Genomic DNA, 16,815 nt, shown 5'->3' on the forward strand with positions numbered 1-16,815 from the left:
CGATGATCGCCGAGCTTTTCGAGGGCGGCGGTACAGCCCACTGACCCTTTGCCTGCCCTGGCGTAGGGGTGGGCACCGTTTACCCTTGCCATTGGAGATACCCAACATGAACTATCAACAACCCACCCATTTGCAGGCCATCATCCTCGACTGGGCCGGCACCGTGGTCGACTTCGGCTCCTTCGCACCGACACAAATCTTCGTCGAAGCCTTTGGCGAGTTCGGCGTTCAAGTATCCCTGGATGAAGCTCGCGGCCCGATGGGCATGGGTAAGTGGGATCACATTCGCACGCTATGCAACATTCCGGCGATTGCCGAGCGCTATCGGGAAAAGTTCGGCCGCACGCCGACCGATGAAGACGTCACGGCCATCTACGAGCGTTTCATGCCATTGCAGATCGAGAAGATTGGCCTCCACTCGGCACTGATTCCGGGCGCACTCGATGCCATCGCTACGCTGCGCGACAAGGGATTGAAGATCGGTACCTGCTCAGGCTATCCGGCAGTAGTGATGGCCAAGGTGGTGGAGATTGCCCGTGATAACGGTTATGTACCGGATCATGTCGTCGCTACCGACGAAGTGCCCAACGGCCGACCTTACCCGGCTCAGTCGCTGGCCAACGTGATCGCGCTGGGTATCAACGATGTAGCGGCCTGCGTCAAAGTCGACGACACCTGGCCCGGCATCCTCGAGGGGCGCAGCGCCGGCATGTGGACCGTGGCGCTGACCTGCTCCGGCAACGCGCTGGGCCTTACCTATGAACAATACAAGGCACTGCCGCAGGACAAGCTGGCCCAGGAGCGTAAGCGTATCGCGCAGATGTTTGAAGGTTCGCGTCCTCACTACCTGATCGACACCATCGCCGAGTTGCCGGCCGTTATCGACGACATCAACGCCCGTCTGGCACGCGGCGAGACGCCACAGGGCTGCTAAGCACCAGAGTCCTGCCTGCCCTGATTGGGGCAGCAGGACACACCTGATGAAGTGGAACTCAATAGAGGTAACCGGTCCGATGCGACCGGCCAATAACAACAGAGGCCATCGTCATGATTTATGCAAAACCGAATACCGCAGGCGCCGTCGTCACCCTCAAGGCGCGCTATGGCAACTACATTAACGGCGAGTTCGTCGCCCCGCTCAGTGGCCAGTACTTCAGCAACACCAGCCCGGTCGACGGCTCGGTGATTGGCGAATTCCCCCGTTCCAACGCCGCCGATATCGACAAGGCGCTGGACGCCGCGCATGCCGCCGCCGATGCCTGGGGCCGCACCAGCGTGCAGGAGCGCTCGCACATCCTGCTGAAGATCGCCGACCGCATCGAAGCCAACCTCGAGCTGCTGGCCGTGGCCGAGACCTGGGACAACGGCAAGGCCGTGCGTGAGACGCTGAATGCCGACGTGCCGCTGGCTGCCGACCACTTCCGTTACTTCGCCGGTTGCATCCGCGCCCAGGAAGGCAGCACCGCCGAGATCAACGACGGCACCGTGGCCTACCACTTCCACGAACCGCTGGGCGTGGTCGGGCAGATCATTCCGTGGAACTTCCCGCTGCTGATGGCCGCCTGGAAACTGGCTCCGGCCCTGGCTGCCGGTAACGCCATCGTGCTCAAGCCGGCCGAGCAGACGCCGCTGTCGATCACCCTGCTGGCCGAGATCATCGGCGACCTCCTGCCGCCCGGCATACTCAACATCGTCCAGGGCTTTGGCCGCGAAGCCGGTGAAGCGCTGGCCACCAGCAAGCGTATCGCCAAGATCGCCTTCACCGGCTCCACCCCGGTGGGCTCGCACATCATGAAATGCGCCGCCGAGAACATCATCCCGAGCACCGTCGAGCTGGGCGGCAAGTCGCCCAACATCTTCTTCGCCGACATCATGAACGCCGAGCCGGCCTTCATCGAGAAGGCTGCCGAAGGTCTGGTGCTGGGCTTCTTCAACCAGGGCGAGGTGTGCACCTGCCCGTCGCGCGCGCTGGTGCAGGAGTCGATCTACGACGCCTTCATGGTCGAGGTGATGAAGAAGATCAAACAGATCAAGCGCGGTAACCCGCTGGACACCGAGACCATGGTCGGCGCCCAGGCCTCGCAGCAGCAGTTCGACAAGATCCTCAGCTACCTGGAGATCGCCCAGCAGGAAGGTGCACAGGTGCTCACCGGTGGCGCCGCCGAGCGTCTGGACGGCGATCTGGCCAGCGGTTATTACATCCAGCCGACCCTGCTCAAGGGTACCAACCAGATGCGCGTGTTCCAGGAAGAGATCTTCGGCCCGGTGATTGGCGTGACCACCTTCAAGGACGAAGCCGAAGCCCTGGCGATCGCCAACGACACCGAGTTCGGCCTGGGCGCCGGCGTATGGAGCCGCGACATGAACGTCGCCTACCGCATGGGCCGCGCGATCAAGGCTGGCCGCGTGTGGACCAACTGCTACCACCTGTACCCGGCGCATGCTGCCTTCGGTGGTTACAAGAAGTCCGGTGTCGGCCGTGAAACCCACAAGATGATGCTCGACCACTACCAGCAGACCAAGAACCTGCTGGTGAGCTACGACATCAATCCGCTCGGTTTCTTTTAAGCGTATCGGTTACAGGCAGAGGACGACCGTTTGTCGTCCTCTGCCCGGGTGGTACGACAACCGAAGGAAACATTGATTTGCAGGTGTCTTGAGGGTCAGGGTGGCATGGTGGATCAGGCACTCGCTCGGCGATTCCACCGAGGTGCTGCACTGTAGATCATCACGACCAAGGCCGATCCATGAAACGTTCGTCCATTATCGGCAGCAATCCTTGCCGGCAGAATTAAATTCTGCCGGCGGCTAATAAAGCCTGGTGAAATTAGCCGGAACCCTGCCGCTTGTTCGCCTTTCAGGACTGCAGCCTTATTCCGTTTCGACCGTTCTCTTTGACTTGGTACAAGAGTTCATCCGCGCGCTCGAATAGCTGTTCGGCTGTGTCTTTTGGCTGGTGGAGGGAGATGCCGCAGCTGAATGTATATGGGATTTCGTTGTCGCCTTCCAGTAGCGAGCTTTGAATGCGTGTTATGACGGCATTTGCTGCTTTCAGGTTCGTTTCGGGAAGGATGATAATGAATTCTTCGCCGCCAAATCGATACGCAGAGTCGGTGTCGCGGATGTTTTTCTGTATCAGCTTTGCAAAATGTTTAAGTACGCGGTCGCCGGTATCGTGGCCGTATTGATCGTTGATCTTCTTGAAGAAGTCGATATCCAGCAATGCGATCGTAAGAGGGTGTTCATATCGTTCGGACCTCTGCATCTCGCGAGTTAGATCGTTTTCGTATGCGCGACGATTATGAATGCCTGTAAGTGCGTCTCGATAGGAGAGTCGGCGGTACCGTTGGTGGCTGCGGCGCAGGCGAATATGGGAAATCTCTCGCTTCCTGATCCAGACGGTAACTCGCCTGTAAAGTCTGAACATTGCGAGGAAGACCGCGCACAACATTGCCAGATAAAGCCCGCCAGCCAGGGTCAGCAAGGGGGCCAGAACATGACCTACCCAGGAAACCGACGGCTGAAGGCGGATGAGCTGCCAGCCTGGAAAGTCGGTTAACGTAACGCGCGCAATCTTATAGCGAGTGCCCTCGTGCTCCCAGATCTGCATGTTGTCGGCATGAATGTCTGCCGGCAGTATCTTGCCCACCCAGTCGTCGGCATTTGACGCGGCTACCGTTCCCTCTGGTCCCATCAGTAATGTCAGTGCTGTTGTTTTGCCATTTTGTAAGGTTGCGATTTCTTTCTTCGATATGCCGATCAACGGTAAGTTTAGCGACTCCTTGATTACCAAGGTCCCCAGCATATGGGCAGGCAAGTCGCCTGCCGACGAGTCCTCAATGATCGGATGGCTAAAGTAGGCTCCGAAGCGGTTGGTAACAACGTCCAGGTCTATCTGCTGGGCTGGCAGACCCAGCATCGCCTGCTTGAAATAATAGTGAGCGCTAAAATTGTGGCCGATAAGGCTGTTTCGAGCGTTATGGTTGCTTGAGGCAACCGCTGTTCCGTGTTCATTCAGGATGTATATGATGCTGGCGTCGAGATTTTCTTGTAGTTCGCTGAGCAGGTGATTAAGATTTTTCCTGGATGCGGCCGAGGGTGCGCTCAGATATCGTTCAATATCGATCAGGGTGCTGATGGTTTTTGCGCTTCGTTGGCGATATAAGGCAAGTGTCTCGATATGTCTGTTTAGTCGATATAGCTCTATTTCAGTTACTACAGAGTCGATAGTGTGCCGGTGCCGTTGGTTTTCCTGGTAAATAAGGGCTCCGCTGGCTATTGTGGCCAGCAATCCAATTATGCAAACTTTAAGAAAAGCATACTTTATAGGCACTTATCGATGCTCTGTGAAAATTTTCAAGCGAATTTTTATTGTTGAATATATTGTGAGTGTCTGGGTTTCGCTGCCGGTATAAAGCTATCCTCAGGGTTGCGCCCATTCATTGCCTCCTGATTTGAAGGCAAAAAAATCGCCGTACGATACGTGTAATGGGTGTTGGGTGCTGTGCCGCGTAAGGACATATACCTATTGGATGGAGACCTCTTGTCGAAGGCGGCGTTGGCGCGCCGGGTGTCATGGGCAAGCTGCGGCGAGATTGCGCCGGGGCGCCATTCTTCGCGGCATGGATCTCATAGCAGGCTTTAACCTTGCAGCCCGCGCAGGGCAGCTTCCATAAATTCATTCCCTGGCAGCGGGCGACCGAAGAGATAACCCTGAAACGCCTCGCAACCCAACGTCGCAAGAAAGTCGCGCTGCGCCTCATTTTCTACGCCTTCGGCAATCACGTGGAGCTCAAGTCCGCGGCTCATGGCGATGATGGTTTGGACGACCATGGCGTCGCGGTGACTGGCTGGTAGGTTGTCGACGAATGACTTATCGATCTTCAACTGAGTCAGAGGCAGCTTGGTCAGATAGTTTAGCGAGGAGTTGCCCGTACCGAAATCATCAAGCGCAATTTGGAAGCCGAGCGTTCTGAGTGCATCGAGCTTGGCGATGGAGTCTTCGAAATCGTCGATGGCCAGGCTCTCGGTGACTTCCAGCTTGAGCTGATTGGCCGAAACTCCCGACTGCCGAACCTCTTTAAGGATATCCTTGACGAAGCGCTCGGACTTGAACTGACGCGGGCTTACATTCACGGCAATGGTGAGGTGCCGCAGCGTGTCATGCTGCGCCCAGTCGGCGAGCTGGCGGCAAGCGGTGGCCAGAGCCCAGCGGCCGATTGGCTCAATCAGGCCGGTCTCCTCGGCAAGTGGGATGAATTTCGCCGGCGATACGATTCCTTTCTGTGGATGATTCCAGCGCAAGAGTGCCTCTGCGCCAATGGGGTGTCCTTGCGCGTCGACCTGGATCTGATAGTGAAGTACGAACTGTTGCTGATCTATGGCCTCCCCGAGCTCCTCCTTGAGCTTTCTGCGCTCATCGATCTCGATCTGCATGGCGTCTTCGAAGAAGTAACACATGTTTCTACCCCGACTCTTGCTCTTGTACATCGCCAGTTCGGCCTGGCGCAGGAGCGCATCGGAGTTAGTCTCATGGTCGAAATACAGGGTCACTCCAACCGAGACGGTGCAGATGAGGCGATGGCCATTCGCGATCATTGGGTTCTTGACGGCCTGCCTGATGGCTTCGGCCAACTGCTGAGCCTGGGATGCCGCCGTATGCCTGTTCAACCCCAGGTTCTCGGCCAGCAGGACGAAGCTATCGCCACTGAAGCGACAAAGGGTATCGCCTTCACGGATAACCGAGCGGACTCGTCGTGTGACTTCGATCAGTACCAGATCGCCGCAGGCATGCCCAAGCGAATCATTCACCTGCCGGAAGAAGTCCAGGTCGAGCATCATGATGGCGCCGTATTCCCTGAGTTCGCAGCTGTTGTCCAGGGCATGGCGGATGCGATCTTCCATCAACATGCGATTTGGCAGATCCGTCAAAGCGTCGAACAGCTTCAAGTGCTCGGCCTGTTTGAGCGCCTCTTTTTCGGCCGTGATGTCCTGAAGGTTGCCGATGTATCGCATCGTGCGGCCCTGAACATCCGATACCGCGGAAATGGACAGCCGTGCGCTGTAGAGATGGCCGTCCCGGTGCTGGTTGATGACTTCCCCATGCCAGTGCCTGTCTCGCTGCAAAGCGGCTGTTATATCGTCATAGAATGCCTGGCTGTGCATGCCCGACCTGAGGCACTCGGAGGTTTTGCCGATGACTTCGTCCGCCGAGAAACCTGTGATGCGCGTGAAGGCAGCGTTCACGCGTTCGATGACGCCATTGCCGTTGGTGATTATCTGGCCGTCATGGCTCTCGAATGCCACTGCGGCAATCCTGAGTTCGCGTTCGTCGCGGCGGCGTTCGGTGATATCGCGCGCGGTCGTCAATACGCCCACGGATGCACCGTCGATGTCATGGACTAGAACCTTGAGCACTTCGAGTTCGAGCGTTGCGCCGTCCGGCGTGGTCACGGCGGCCTCGTAGCGTTGCCTATGTCCCGTGCGCTGGGCTTGTTGATCGTTTGCGTGGGCGAGGTCGAGATAGTCCTTGTCCTGAAATAGCTCGCGGTCCGTCTTGCCGAGAATTTGCTCGCTCGGCAGGCCAAGCAACTGCTCGGCGGCAGCGTTGCAAGCCAGGTAGACACCCTTCGAATCCTTGAGCGTCATGGCATCGGGGCTGTTCTCGATGATGGTGCGCAGCAGCGCTTTTTCTAGGCGCAGTTCGTCCGTCGTGAGTTGTAGCTGTTTATGTTGCTGGCGTACCTCAATGGTCTTGGCCCAGACGGCGCGGCGTAGAAACCTGATCCATAGAGCAGCCATGGCCACCAGCACCAGCGCCGTGAGCACGATCGCCAGGATGATGCGCAGATAGGGGCGAAACTCGAAGGGATGCGTGAACCACTTCTTGCGTAGCGCTTCCCGCTCATCGGCGCTGATCAGGTTCATGCCGTGGTTGACGAGGTCGAGTACTGTCTGGTTGCCACTGGCGACGGCCCAATGGAATTGTCCCTCGTACAGCTTGAAGGCGCGGGCAAAGTTCAAATTCCCACGATTGAGATAGAGGTAGTAGCTCGCTGGCTCGTCGTCCATGCAGAACATCTTGATGTGCCCTGTTTCGGCGGCGGACAGGATGGCCTTGTAATTTGGGTAGGTTTCCAGGCTGGAGATGCCCAGGCTGGTGAGCGTGTCCACGCAGGCATCGCCGCGCTGAACACCTATGGTGAAACCGGCGAGTGATTCCACGTCGCGGATGCCGTGGATGGATGTATCGACATAGATGCTTACCGGCAGGACCGCGTAGGGTGCCGAATAGTCGAATAAGGTCTCGCGCGCCGGGGTGCGGAACAGCATGTCTATCACGTCTGCCTTGCCGTCCTGCATGAAGCGCAGTGCCTCTGACCACTGCATGGCGTTCAGGTCGACCCGGACACCCGTCTTGCGTTCCCAGAGTTGCCAGAGGTCAATGAGGTAGCCTTCAACCTGGCCGTTTGCTCTTTGAATGACGTAGGGGGGGTAATTGTTGTCAGTGACCACGCGTAGCGACGATGGGCTGTCTTGGGAAGCTTCAACAAGCGGAACGAAAGAAAACGCGAGCAAGCAGTGCCAGAGTCTTTTCGCCTTGACGGTACCTGTCGATGCCATCCTCGTGGTTCCTTCAGTAGTCCCGACTTGGCTCCGGCATGGATTTCCCAAGGCGTGTTAAAGCCAATCCTTGGGGGGCAGTGGCGGCCCTGGTGCTGGGAGTGAGGAATTAATATCCGCTCCTATACCACAAACTCCCCCTTAGTCGCTCTAGGCGAGCAGGGGGAGTTCTTGGTAGGTGTTGTTGGCGGCGCGTGTCCGTCGGTTTAGAAGTTGAAGCGTTCTACCAGGCCATTGAGCTCTACGGCCAGGCGCGCCAGTTCCTGACTGGCAGCGCTGGTCTGATTGGCACCGGCGGCGGACTGCATCGACAGGTCGCGAATATTCACCAGATTGCGATCCACTTCCCTTGCAACCTGCGCCTGTTCCTCGGAGGCACTGGCAATCACCAGGTTACGCTCGCTGATCTGGCTGATGGCTCGAGCGATGTCGTCCAGTGCGTCGCCTGCGGCCTGGGCCAGTTCGAGGGTCGAGCGCGCGCGCTGATTGCTTGTCTGCATCGCCTGGACTGCCTTTTCACTGCCCTGGTGTACCGCGCCGATCATCTGCTCGATTTCCTGGGTCGACTGCTGGGTGCGGTGTGCCAGAGCGCGCACTTCATCGGCCACCACGGCAAAACCACGTCCCGCATCGCCTGCACGGGCTGCCTCGATGGCAGCATTCAGGGCGAGCAGGTTGGTCTGCTCGGCAATCGAACGGATCACGTCCAGCACCTTGCTGATATCGCGTATCTGAATGGCCAGCCGCTCGACTTCCGTTGCCGTCGAGGTCACATCGGAGGCCAGCATGCTGATCGAGTCGACGGTCTGGATAACCTGCTGCCGCCCCCGTTGTGTGGTTGCATCCGACTCACGGGAGGCTTCGGAGGTTGCCACGGCATTGCTGGCTACTTCATCGACCGCCGTGGTCATCTCGTTGACTGCAGTGGCTGCCTGCTCTATCTCGTCGTTCTGCTGATGCAGGCCGCGGGTCGAGTCTTCGGTGACCACGTTGAGTTCCTCGGCGGCCGAGGCGAGCTGGTTCGACGAGTCGGCGATGCGCTGTACCGTTTCGCGCAGGCTGCCCTGCATGGTCTTGAGTGCCATCAGGAGCCGGGCCGGTTCGTCTTTGCCTTCGATCTCGATCGGCCGGCGCAGGTCGCCACTGGCCACGCTTTCGGCGACTTCGACGGCTTGGCTCAGCGGCTGAACGATGCTGCGGGTGAACAGCCAGGCCAGTAGCCAGGTCAGCAGGCCGGCTGCGATGATTGTCGCGATCATCCAGATGCGTGCGTTGCTGGACAGCTTGTCCGCCTCCTGCGCCGAAAGCTCGGCCTGTTCGTTGTTGTAAGTGACCAAGTCACGTAATACCTGGCTCATGGTCGAAGATACGTCGGTAAACTGTTCGCTGGTCCGGACAATGGCTTCCTCAAGTTGCCCACTGCTTTCCAGTTGCTGGATCTCGCGCAGAACCGACTCGAAACGTTGGCGGGCGCTCAGATAACGCTCATAGATCGCCTTTTCTTCGGCCGTGGAGATGGTTTTTGCGTAGGCATCTTCAAGTGGCTTGAGGTCGGTGATGAATTGATTGACGGTGGCGCGAGTCTCTTCGAGGTGCGCGCGGTCGGCAAGCAGGCGCAGCGCGTGGATGCGCAGGCGAAGGGTGTGCTCATTCAACTGCCCCAGGGCCGTGATGCTCGGCAGCCACTGATTGCTGACTTCGCCGGCTTCGTCGCGAATCGAGGTCATTTGTTTGAGGGCGAACAGACCGAGCAGCAACACGATGAGGCCGATCAGCCCAAAACCCAAAGCCGCTCGACTGGACACGTTCAAATTGCGGAAAGACATGGGGGAACCTCGTTGCATGACAGAGTTACATGGCGTTTTCGCCAAGCCTATCAAGTTGTCGGAGCAAACTAAGTCAAACTTTAGTGTATTGACTTAAATTTTTTTGCGCACCGAGAATTGTTCTGATTCAGCTGTTTCTCCTGCTTCAATAGCCGTGTCTTCAACTTGGCTTGCCAGATTAGCAAGCATAATGCGGAGACGAAGTGGATACCTTTATTGGGCATACTTAGTGCGCTGTAGGTGTTGGTACCTATTCCGGGCAAATGCCTGGGCTCGATTACGCCTGGCAGGCTCTGATAGCGGATCTGATGTCGATAGCACTGTGCGAGCGCTGTTCGTTGTAATGCTTTCGTCGAGCCCGCATTGGATCGACCTTCGAGTCACATGGATGCTGACCGTCTCGCCCTTGAGGCTTCATTGGCATGGCGCGTCGTTAGGGCTACGGTAAAGGCCTAACGGACCAGGCAGGCTGTGAAAGCGCTGGCCTGTTCGGTATCAGCCTGTAATCGATTGCCAATCTAGTTGTGCACTACGCTATTTGCCACTCCGCATCGCGATTGATGGGCTACTGGCTGATTTTCTTCATGAGTTTCACCATCTGGTGGCGGGGTTTCCAATGGCCATGACGAAAGCCGCCGGCAGTACATGATCACTGGAAGTCCCTGCTGCGCACATCCAGGCCGATGAGCAGTGGGGTGAGGTCGGTAAGACGTCCTGCGATCACGTGGCGTACGCCTTCCGCCATTTCCAGGTAACCGTCGATGCGCAGCATCTGCGATTGCACGAGTACCCGACGCTGGCGCTCGGCCAGATCGTGCCAGACCACGACATTGATCATGCCGAATTCATCCTCGAGGGTGACGAAGATCACTCCGCTGGCTGTCTGCGGGCGTTGCCGGCCGATCACCAGGCCGGCAACGCTGACGAGGCGCCTGTGCTCGAATCCGGTCAGTTCTCGCGAGCTGCGGCAGCGCTGTGCCGCAAGCTTGGGGCGCAGCAGTTTCAATGGGTGAGGCCCGAGCGTGGTGCCCAGCGTGGCGTAGTCGGTGAGCAGGTCTTCGCCGCGACTGGGCGGTGGCAGGCTGACGGAGGCTTCCGGTGTCGCCATGCCAGCGAACAGGGGTAGCTGCGGCTCGATTCCAGCCACTGTCCAGCGTGCGCGATGTCGATGGCCGGCGAGCGTGCGCAGGGCACTGGCGTCCGCCAGCCGGGCGCGGGCGCTGGCGTCGAGTCCGGCGCGCCGGCTCAGATCTTCGACGTCGGTAAAGGGGCTCGCACGGCGCGCCGTCTCGATGCGTCGTGCCTCTTCTTCGCGCAGGCCGCGAATCATCCGTAGCCCGAGGCGGATCGCCGGTTGCAGTTCGCCGCCAGGTTCCAGGCTGCAATCCCAGTCGCTGTGATGCACGTCGACCGGACGCACTTCGAGGCCATGGCGGCGTGCATCCTGCAATATCTGATCGGGGTTGTAGAAACCCATGGGCCAGCTGTTGATCAGGGCGCAGGCATAGGCCGCCGGCTCGTGGCATTTCAGCCAGCAACTGGCGTAGGTGAGCAGGGCGAAGCTGGCGGCGTGTGACTCGGGAAAGCCGTAACTGCCGAAACCCTCGATCTGGCGGAAGATGCGCTCGGTGAACTCCGGCGTGTAGCCCCTGGCGAGCATGCGCGAGGTCAGCCGCAGTCGATGTGGCTCCAGGCCGCCGTGGCGTTTCCAGGCGGCCATGCTCCGGCGCAATTCATCGGCCTCGCCCGCCGTGTATAGGGCCGCGACCATGGCCAGCTCCATGACCTGTTCCTGAAACAACGGTACGCCCAGGGTGCGTTCGAACACCGGGATCAGTTCCTCTGACGGGTATTCCACTGGCTCCTCGTCGTTCCGGCGACGCAGATAGGGATGCACCATGTCGCCCTGGATCGGCCCGGGGCGGACGATGGCGACCTGGATCACCAGGTCGTAGAAAGTCTTCGGTCGCAGGCGCGGGAGCATGGCCATCTGTGCCCGAGACTCGATCTGGAATACACCGACGGTGTCGGCGCGGCTGATCATGGCGTAGGTTTCGGGGTCTTCCTGCGGCAGGCTGGCGAGAGTCCAGCGCGTGCCGCGATAGTGCTCGATCAGGTTGAAGCAGCGGCGCAAGGCGCTGAGCATGCCGAGCGCCAGCACGTCCACCTTGAGCAGGCCGACCAGATCGAGGTCGTCCTTGTCCCATTGGATCACCGTGCGCTCGGCCATGCTGGCGTTTTCCACCGGCACCAGAGTTTCCAGTGGATGCTCGGAAATGACGAAGCCGCCGGGATGTTGCGACAGGTGCCGAGGAAAGCCGATCAATGACGCGGTCAGCGCCAGTACCCGGCGCAGCAGTGGGCTGTCCGGATCGAAGCCGGCCTCGACCAGGCGGGCGGCAGATGGCGCCCCCTCGTGCCTACGCCCACAGCACTCGGCCAGCGCATCGATCTGGTCCGCGGGCAGGCCGAGTGTCTTGGCCACGTCGCGCACGGCACCGGCGCCGTGATAAGTGCTGGCCACCGCCGCGAGCGCGGCGCGCCCGCGACCGTAACGGCGGAATACGTACTGGATGACTTCCTCGCGACGTTCGTGTTCGAAGTCGACGTCGATATCCGGTGGTTCCTTGCGTTCGCGCGACAGGAACCGCTCGAACAGCAGTTTGTGTTCCGTGGGGTTCAGTTCGGTGATGCCCAGCGTGTAGCACACCGCCGAGTTGGCCGCCGAGCCACGGCCCTGGCAGAGGATGCGCTGCTCGCGGGCGAAGCGAACGATGTCGTGGACGGTGAGGAAGTAGCTCTCGTAGCGCAGTTCGGCGATCAGTTCCAGTTCGTGCTCGATCCGTTCGCGCGCATGTGCCGGCACACCATTCGGCCAGCGCCAGCGAGCGCCCTGTTCGACCAGCGTACGCAGCCAGGACGTTGCATCATGACCGGCGGGTACCAGTTCATGGGGGTAGTGGTATTGCAGTTGCCCAAGATCGAAACTGCAGCGTTCGGCAATGCGCAGCGTCTCGGCAAGCAGTTCGGCGGGGTAGAGCTCTGCCAGTTCTTCACGACGGCGCAGATGGTGCTCGCCATTGGCGAACAGGTACGCACCGGCCTCGGCCACCGGCAGGTGGTGACGGATGGCGGTCAGGCAGTCCTGCAGGGCGCGGCGGCCGCGGGCATGCATGTGCACGTCGCCGCAAGCGACCGGGGGGATGTCCAGGCGTCCGGCCAGGGACAGACATTCACGCAGCTGCCGTGCATCGTCGGAGCCGCGATGCAGTTGAACGCCCAGCCACAGGCGGGCAGGAAACCGTTCGCGCAGCCAGCGACCTTCCGTGTCGTCAGCGGCGATATGCCGGGGAATCCAGATCGCCATGAGGCCGTCCAGGCGCTCATTCAGGTCCTCGCGCAGCAGGCGATAGCGGCCTTTTTCGGCGCGTCGCCGGGCGCGGGTGATCAGCCGGCACAAGGCCTGGTAACCGGTGAGGTTCTCGGCCAGCAAAACCAGCTTGGGGCCGTTCTCGATGCGCATTTCGCTGCCGACGATCAACGGCAGGTTTGCCTTCTTCGATGCCTGCCAGGCACGGACGATACCAGCCAGAGTGCATTCGTCGGTGATCGCCAGGGCGCGATAGCCGAGTCGGGCGGCTCGCTCGAACAGCTCCTGAGCGCTGGAGGCTCCACGTTGGAAGCTGAAGTTGGACAGGCAGTGCAGTTCGGCGTAATCGGGGGTCATGCGAACCAGCCGTGCAGAAGCAGCGGTCCTTCGCTGTCGAGCCTGCGGAACGCCCAGCCACGCTGGCCGGTTCGGGTTTCCACCAGATAATAGTCGCGGCGCACGTCGCTGCCGTCCCACCAGCCGGACTCGATGCGCTCGGGGCCGGCGAGGATGCGCAGGGACGTTTCTGGTAGCGGCTTCGGTTCGTCCAGTAGCCAGCCGGGGCGTGGCCCGCAGGGCGGTAGTGCTTTGCCCGGGGGCTGCTCGTCGGCTCGCCAGGCCTGTTCAGGGCGGTGGTCGGCGCGCGCGCCGAGGCCCTGGACGGCGTCGTCGCCCAACCGAGTACGCAGGCGCTCGCGCAATTGCTCCCAGGGTAACGATTGCTGCGGGCGCTCATCGAACAGTTGCCGGTGTTCGGGAGTAAAGGCTGGCAATTCGCGGGCGACCAGTCGCAGCGCCTGAACCGGTGCCGGCAATTGCAGGTGCTCCAGGCGTCCGCGGGTCACCTCGAAGAGCATGCCGGCCTCGCGCTCGGCGGCGAGCAGGCCAACCGCAACCTGGCTTTCAGCCTGGTTGCGGTGCTCCAGATAGAGGCTGAAACGCTGTACGCCGCTGTCGCGTCCGGCCAGAAAGGTTGCAAGATCGGCTGTCAGGCGCCGCAGGGGGAACAGCAGCGCCTGGTGCGACTCGACGTCGAAGTTCAGTTCCAGGCGCTCATCGAACACATCTGGCGGGCGGTAGAAATCCAGCGCAAGCGGGCGATGGCCGAGCAGGGTATCGAGCTGGGCCAGCACTTCGGCGGGAAAGCGTCTGGCCAGGCTGTCACGAGGCAGGACGAGCAGCTGACGCAGATGGCGCAGGCCCATGCGGACAAGCGACGCGCTCACTCCGCGGGGCAGACCAAGACGCTCTACCGACAGTGTCTCGAGGGCCTGGTGCAGCGTTGCCGCATCGCTGACTGCCAGACCATCATGCGCGTTGGCCAGGATGCGTGCGGCGGCCGGGTTGGGCGCCAGGGTGATGCGATGACGAAAGCCCAAGGCCGTCAGCTCCTGGCGCAGGCGTGTCTCGAAACGTGGCCAGGGGCCGAACAGGCCGAGGCTGGAGCGCACCTCCAGCAGCAGGCAGCGTGGGTAGTGCAGGCTGACCTGTGCGCTGTAGCTGTAGCCCCAGGCCGCGAGAAAACGCCGCCAGCGTTCGATCATCAGCGGGTCGTACTCGGCGGTAGCGAAATTGCGGGTCAGTGCCTGGGCTGCAACCAGTGGCTGCCCGGGCTTGAGACCGAGGTTGCGCGCGGCCCTGTTGACGGCCTGCAGCATGCGGCGCTGCGGCGGACCGGCGAGCAGGGCCAGTGGCGAGTCGGCGTCGTCGCGATGGCGTAGCACACCGTCCATGGCCAGTTGCGGCAGCAGAATGCAGGCCCAGAGCGTCACGGCGGCGACTCCCAGGCGCTGGCCGGGAGTGGCCGGGCCGGAGCCAGGCCGCCACGGCACTTGATGACGCGCAACTGCGCCGGTTGCGCCTCGATGGCCAGGCGCAGCGCCGCGGGTGACGGGTTTTCCGCTTCGTGCAACGGGCGATAGGCAAAGGCCAGGGTCTTGCCTGTCTCGGCAGCTATCTGCAGACGCCGCAGGGCGCGGTCGTCGGCCTGGCTTGGCCAGCACAGCACGGCGCCGCAGCTGCCTGAGCGCAGGCACTGTTCTGCACTCCACAGTGCATCGCGCCCCTTTGCCTGGACAATGATCAATCGGCGCAGATCGACACCCGCCGCGAGCCAGGCCTGAGGGCAGGGGCGATGAGGTGGTGCAACCAGCACCACGCGCTCGCCAGCGGCAGTCAGTCGTGCGAGCGTCGGCCACAGCAGGCGCAGCTCGCCGGTGCCGGTGGCTGCGACGAGGAGTTCGCTGAGTGCCGACTCCGGCCATCCGCCGCCGGGCAGGATGGCATCCAGCATGGCATGTCCGGTCGGCTGGGAGACAGGGCGAGAAACAATGGCCTGGCCTCGCCAGATGTGACGAGCATCCAGCAGGCGATCGAGAGCGACCACGGATGACATGAGAGTAGTGCCTCAATTAGCTGTATATAAATACAGTATTTGGCTGGCCTGGCATTGGTCAAGCCGGTCTGATGGACGTGCGCGTCCGTGGTGCCGATTCAGGCGCTGCATTCGTGTTTCGGGCGGGTATAACAGGAGGGGCAGCATCGTCCGGTGTGGCGGAACATGGCGGTCGGGCGCAAAGTCGCCAGAGCCTTCCGCCCCCGGTTGTGCGCTGCTTGTGCTTGGAAAATCAGTCGATTAGCATTCGCGCCCGGGCTGCAAGGGCCAGTACATGCGTGTCGTGCCGCCCGGTCATATCGAGATCAAAAGCCCGGTTCGGTCGCGATCCGGGCTTTTTCTTTGCTGTGCGGGGCGCATGATGGGTCCTGCTTCGACGTAGCTGAACGAGGGAGATGCCATGCGTGAGCGCCTGCTGGCGGCAGAAAGGCTGAAGTCAATCGAATGGCAGGATGGTCGCTTGATGCTGCTCGATCAGCGCAAATTGCCGGCCGAGGAGATTTGGCACAGCTACGATTCGGCAGCTTCGGTCGCAGACGCCATCCGGAAGATGGTCGTCCGCGGTGCACCGGCAATTGGAATAAGTGCGGCCTATGGTCTGCTTCTTGCCGCTCGTGCGCGTATCGCTGCGGGTGGGGATTGGCAGCAGGCGCTGGAGGAGGATTTCAAACTCCTGGCTGACGCTCGCCCCACGGGGGTGAACCTGTTCTGGGCGCTCAGGCAGATGCGCGAACGCCTCGAGCGGCTCAAGCTTGGTGAGGACCCTTGCACGGCATTGGAAGCCCAGGCCGTTTCGATACATGAAAGCGATCGCGAGGCGAACCTGGCGATGGCGCAGTTCGGTGTCGAACTCATCCGTCGTCATCAGGGCAATCCGCAGAACCTGCTCACGCACTGCAATACGGGTGCATTGGCAACCGGTGGTTTCGGCACGGCGCTCGGGGTCATCCGCGCGGCGCATCTCGACGGGCTGGTGGAGCGGGTTTACGTCGACGAGACGCGCCCCTGGCTGCAGGGCTCGCGGCTGACTGCCTGGGAATTGCTCGGTGATGGCGTGCCGGCAACCCTGAACGTCGACTCGGCTGCTGCCCACCTGATGAAGTCGCGCGGGATTTCCTGGGTGATCGTCGGGGCGGATCGCATCACGGCCAATGGCGATGTGGCGAATAAGATCGGTACCTACCAGCTTGCGGTACTGGCGATGCATCACGGTGTGCGTTTCATGGTGGTGGCGCCGAGCTCGACGATCGACATGGCATTGGAGAGCGGCGACGAGATTCCCATCGAGGAGCGTGCCGGCAGTGAGCTGCTAGAGGTCAATGGCCAGCGTTTCGCTGCTGATGTCGAAGCATTCAATCCGGTGTTCGATGTGACGCCGGCGGACCTCATCGATGTCATCGTGACCGAGAAAGGGGTGGTCGAGCGCCCGAACGCCGCGAAGATGACCGAGTTGATGAATCGCAAGCGGCTGCACTGAACCCCCGCTGGTCCTGGCCAGGCATGCCGAGAAGGGCCGCGCAAGCTGGGCTTTGCTCCGTGCAAGGCTCAGTTTATAGCCGCCGTCTGTGTTACTATCCCGCGCTTATCGCAGGACCCTGCTG

9 protein-coding genes are annotated in these 16,815 nt (G+C 60.8%); 3 read left to right on the forward strand and 6 right to left on the reverse strand.

The window, feature by feature from the left end:
* Window positions 1–106 precede the first annotated feature (106 nt).
* The gene (gene phnX / locus B597_RS45860; protein WP_003296682.1) at window positions 107–934 is read left to right on the forward strand and encodes a phosphonoacetaldehyde hydrolase; all 828 of its coding nucleotides are present in this window, start codon (window positions 107–109) and stop codon (window positions 932–934) included.
* A 113-nt stretch (window positions 935–1,047) separates the two neighbouring features.
* Window positions 1,048–2,568 carry an acetaldehyde dehydrogenase ExaC gene (locus B597_RS45865; RefSeq protein WP_003296681.1) on the forward strand — a complete coding sequence of 507 codons (1,521 nt, stop codon included), beginning with the start codon at window positions 1,048–1,050 and terminating at the stop codon, window positions 2,566–2,568.
* Window positions 2,569–2,857: 289 nt separating this feature from the next.
* Here the strand turns inward: B597_RS45865 and B597_RS46135 are convergent, their stop codons facing one another.
* From B597_RS46135 to imuA, 6 genes are all read right to left on the reverse strand, one after another.
* Window positions 2,858–4,333 carry a sensor domain-containing diguanylate cyclase gene (locus tag B597_RS46135; RefSeq protein ID WP_051519770.1) on the reverse strand — a complete coding sequence of 492 codons (1,476 nt, stop codon included), beginning with the start codon at window positions 4,331–4,333 and terminating at the stop codon, window positions 2,858–2,860.
* A 308-nt stretch (window positions 4,334–4,641) separates the two neighbouring features.
* Window positions 4,642–7,623, reverse strand: coding sequence for an EAL domain-containing protein (locus tag B597_RS45870; protein ID WP_003296679.1), 2,982 nt, complete (start codon window positions 7,621–7,623; stop codon window positions 4,642–4,644).
* 206 nt (window positions 7,624–7,829) lie between these two features.
* Entirely contained in the window at window positions 7,830–9,449 is a 1,620-nt protein-coding gene (locus tag B597_RS45875; RefSeq protein ID WP_003296678.1) for a methyl-accepting chemotaxis protein, read from the reverse strand.
* Between the two features lie 649 nt (window positions 9,450–10,098).
* Window positions 10,099–13,176, reverse strand: coding sequence for an error-prone DNA polymerase (locus tag B597_RS45880; protein WP_024162589.1), 3,078 nt, complete (start codon window positions 13,174–13,176; stop codon window positions 10,099–10,101).
* Window positions 13,173–14,552 carry a Y-family DNA polymerase gene (locus B597_RS45885; RefSeq protein ID WP_051519772.1) on the reverse strand — a complete coding sequence of 460 codons (1,380 nt, stop codon included), beginning with the start codon at window positions 14,550–14,552 and terminating at the stop codon, window positions 13,173–13,175. Before B597_RS45885 ends, B597_RS45880 begins: the two co-directional genes overlap by 4 nt.
* 35 nt (window positions 14,553–14,587) lie before the next feature.
* Window positions 14,588–15,214 carry a translesion DNA synthesis-associated protein ImuA gene (gene imuA / locus B597_RS45890; RefSeq protein WP_003296675.1) on the reverse strand — a complete coding sequence of 209 codons (627 nt, stop codon included), beginning with the start codon at window positions 15,212–15,214 and terminating at the stop codon, window positions 14,588–14,590.
* A gap of 400 nt (window positions 15,215–15,614) precedes the next feature.
* On the opposite strand from imuA, the gene mtnA reads away from it, so the two are divergent.
* A complete protein-coding gene (mtnA, locus tag B597_RS45895; RefSeq protein ID WP_003296674.1) occupies window positions 15,615–16,691 on the forward strand; it encodes an S-methyl-5-thioribose-1-phosphate isomerase in 1,077 nt (358 codons plus the stop codon).
* Window positions 16,692–16,815: the final 124 nt, after the last annotated feature.

It is taken from the genome of Stutzerimonas stutzeri KOS6 (assembly GCF_000307775.2).
GTDB classification, from domain to species: domain Bacteria; phylum Pseudomonadota; class Gammaproteobacteria; order Pseudomonadales; family Pseudomonadaceae; genus Stutzerimonas; species Stutzerimonas stutzeri_B.

Coding starts and splice junctions, on each gene's coding strand:
- phnX (WP_003296682.1), top strand. CDS start 107: ATGAACTATCAACAACCCACCCATTTGCAGGCCATCATCCTCGACTGG.
- B597_RS45865 (WP_003296681.1), top strand. CDS start 1,048: ATGATTTATGCAAAACCGAATACCGCAGGCGCCGTCGTCACCCTCAAG.
- B597_RS45870 (WP_003296679.1), bottom strand. CDS start 7,623: ATGGCATCGACAGGTACCGTCAAGGCGAAAAGACTCTGGCACTGCTTG.
- B597_RS45875 (WP_003296678.1), bottom strand. CDS start 9,449: ATGTCTTTCCGCAATTTGAACGTGTCCAGTCGAGCGGCTTTGGGTTTT.
- B597_RS45880 (WP_024162589.1), bottom strand. CDS start 13,176: ATGACCCCCGATTACGCCGAACTGCACTGCCTGTCCAACTTCAGCTTC.
- B597_RS45885 (WP_051519772.1), bottom strand. CDS start 14,552: ATGGACGGTGTGCTACGCCATCGCGACGACGCCGACTCGCCACTGGCC.
- imuA (WP_003296675.1), bottom strand. CDS start 15,214: ATGTCATCCGTGGTCGCTCTCGATCGCCTGCTGGATGCTCGTCACATC.
- mtnA (WP_003296674.1), top strand. CDS start 15,615: ATGCGTGAGCGCCTGCTGGCGGCAGAAAGGCTGAAGTCAATCGAATGG.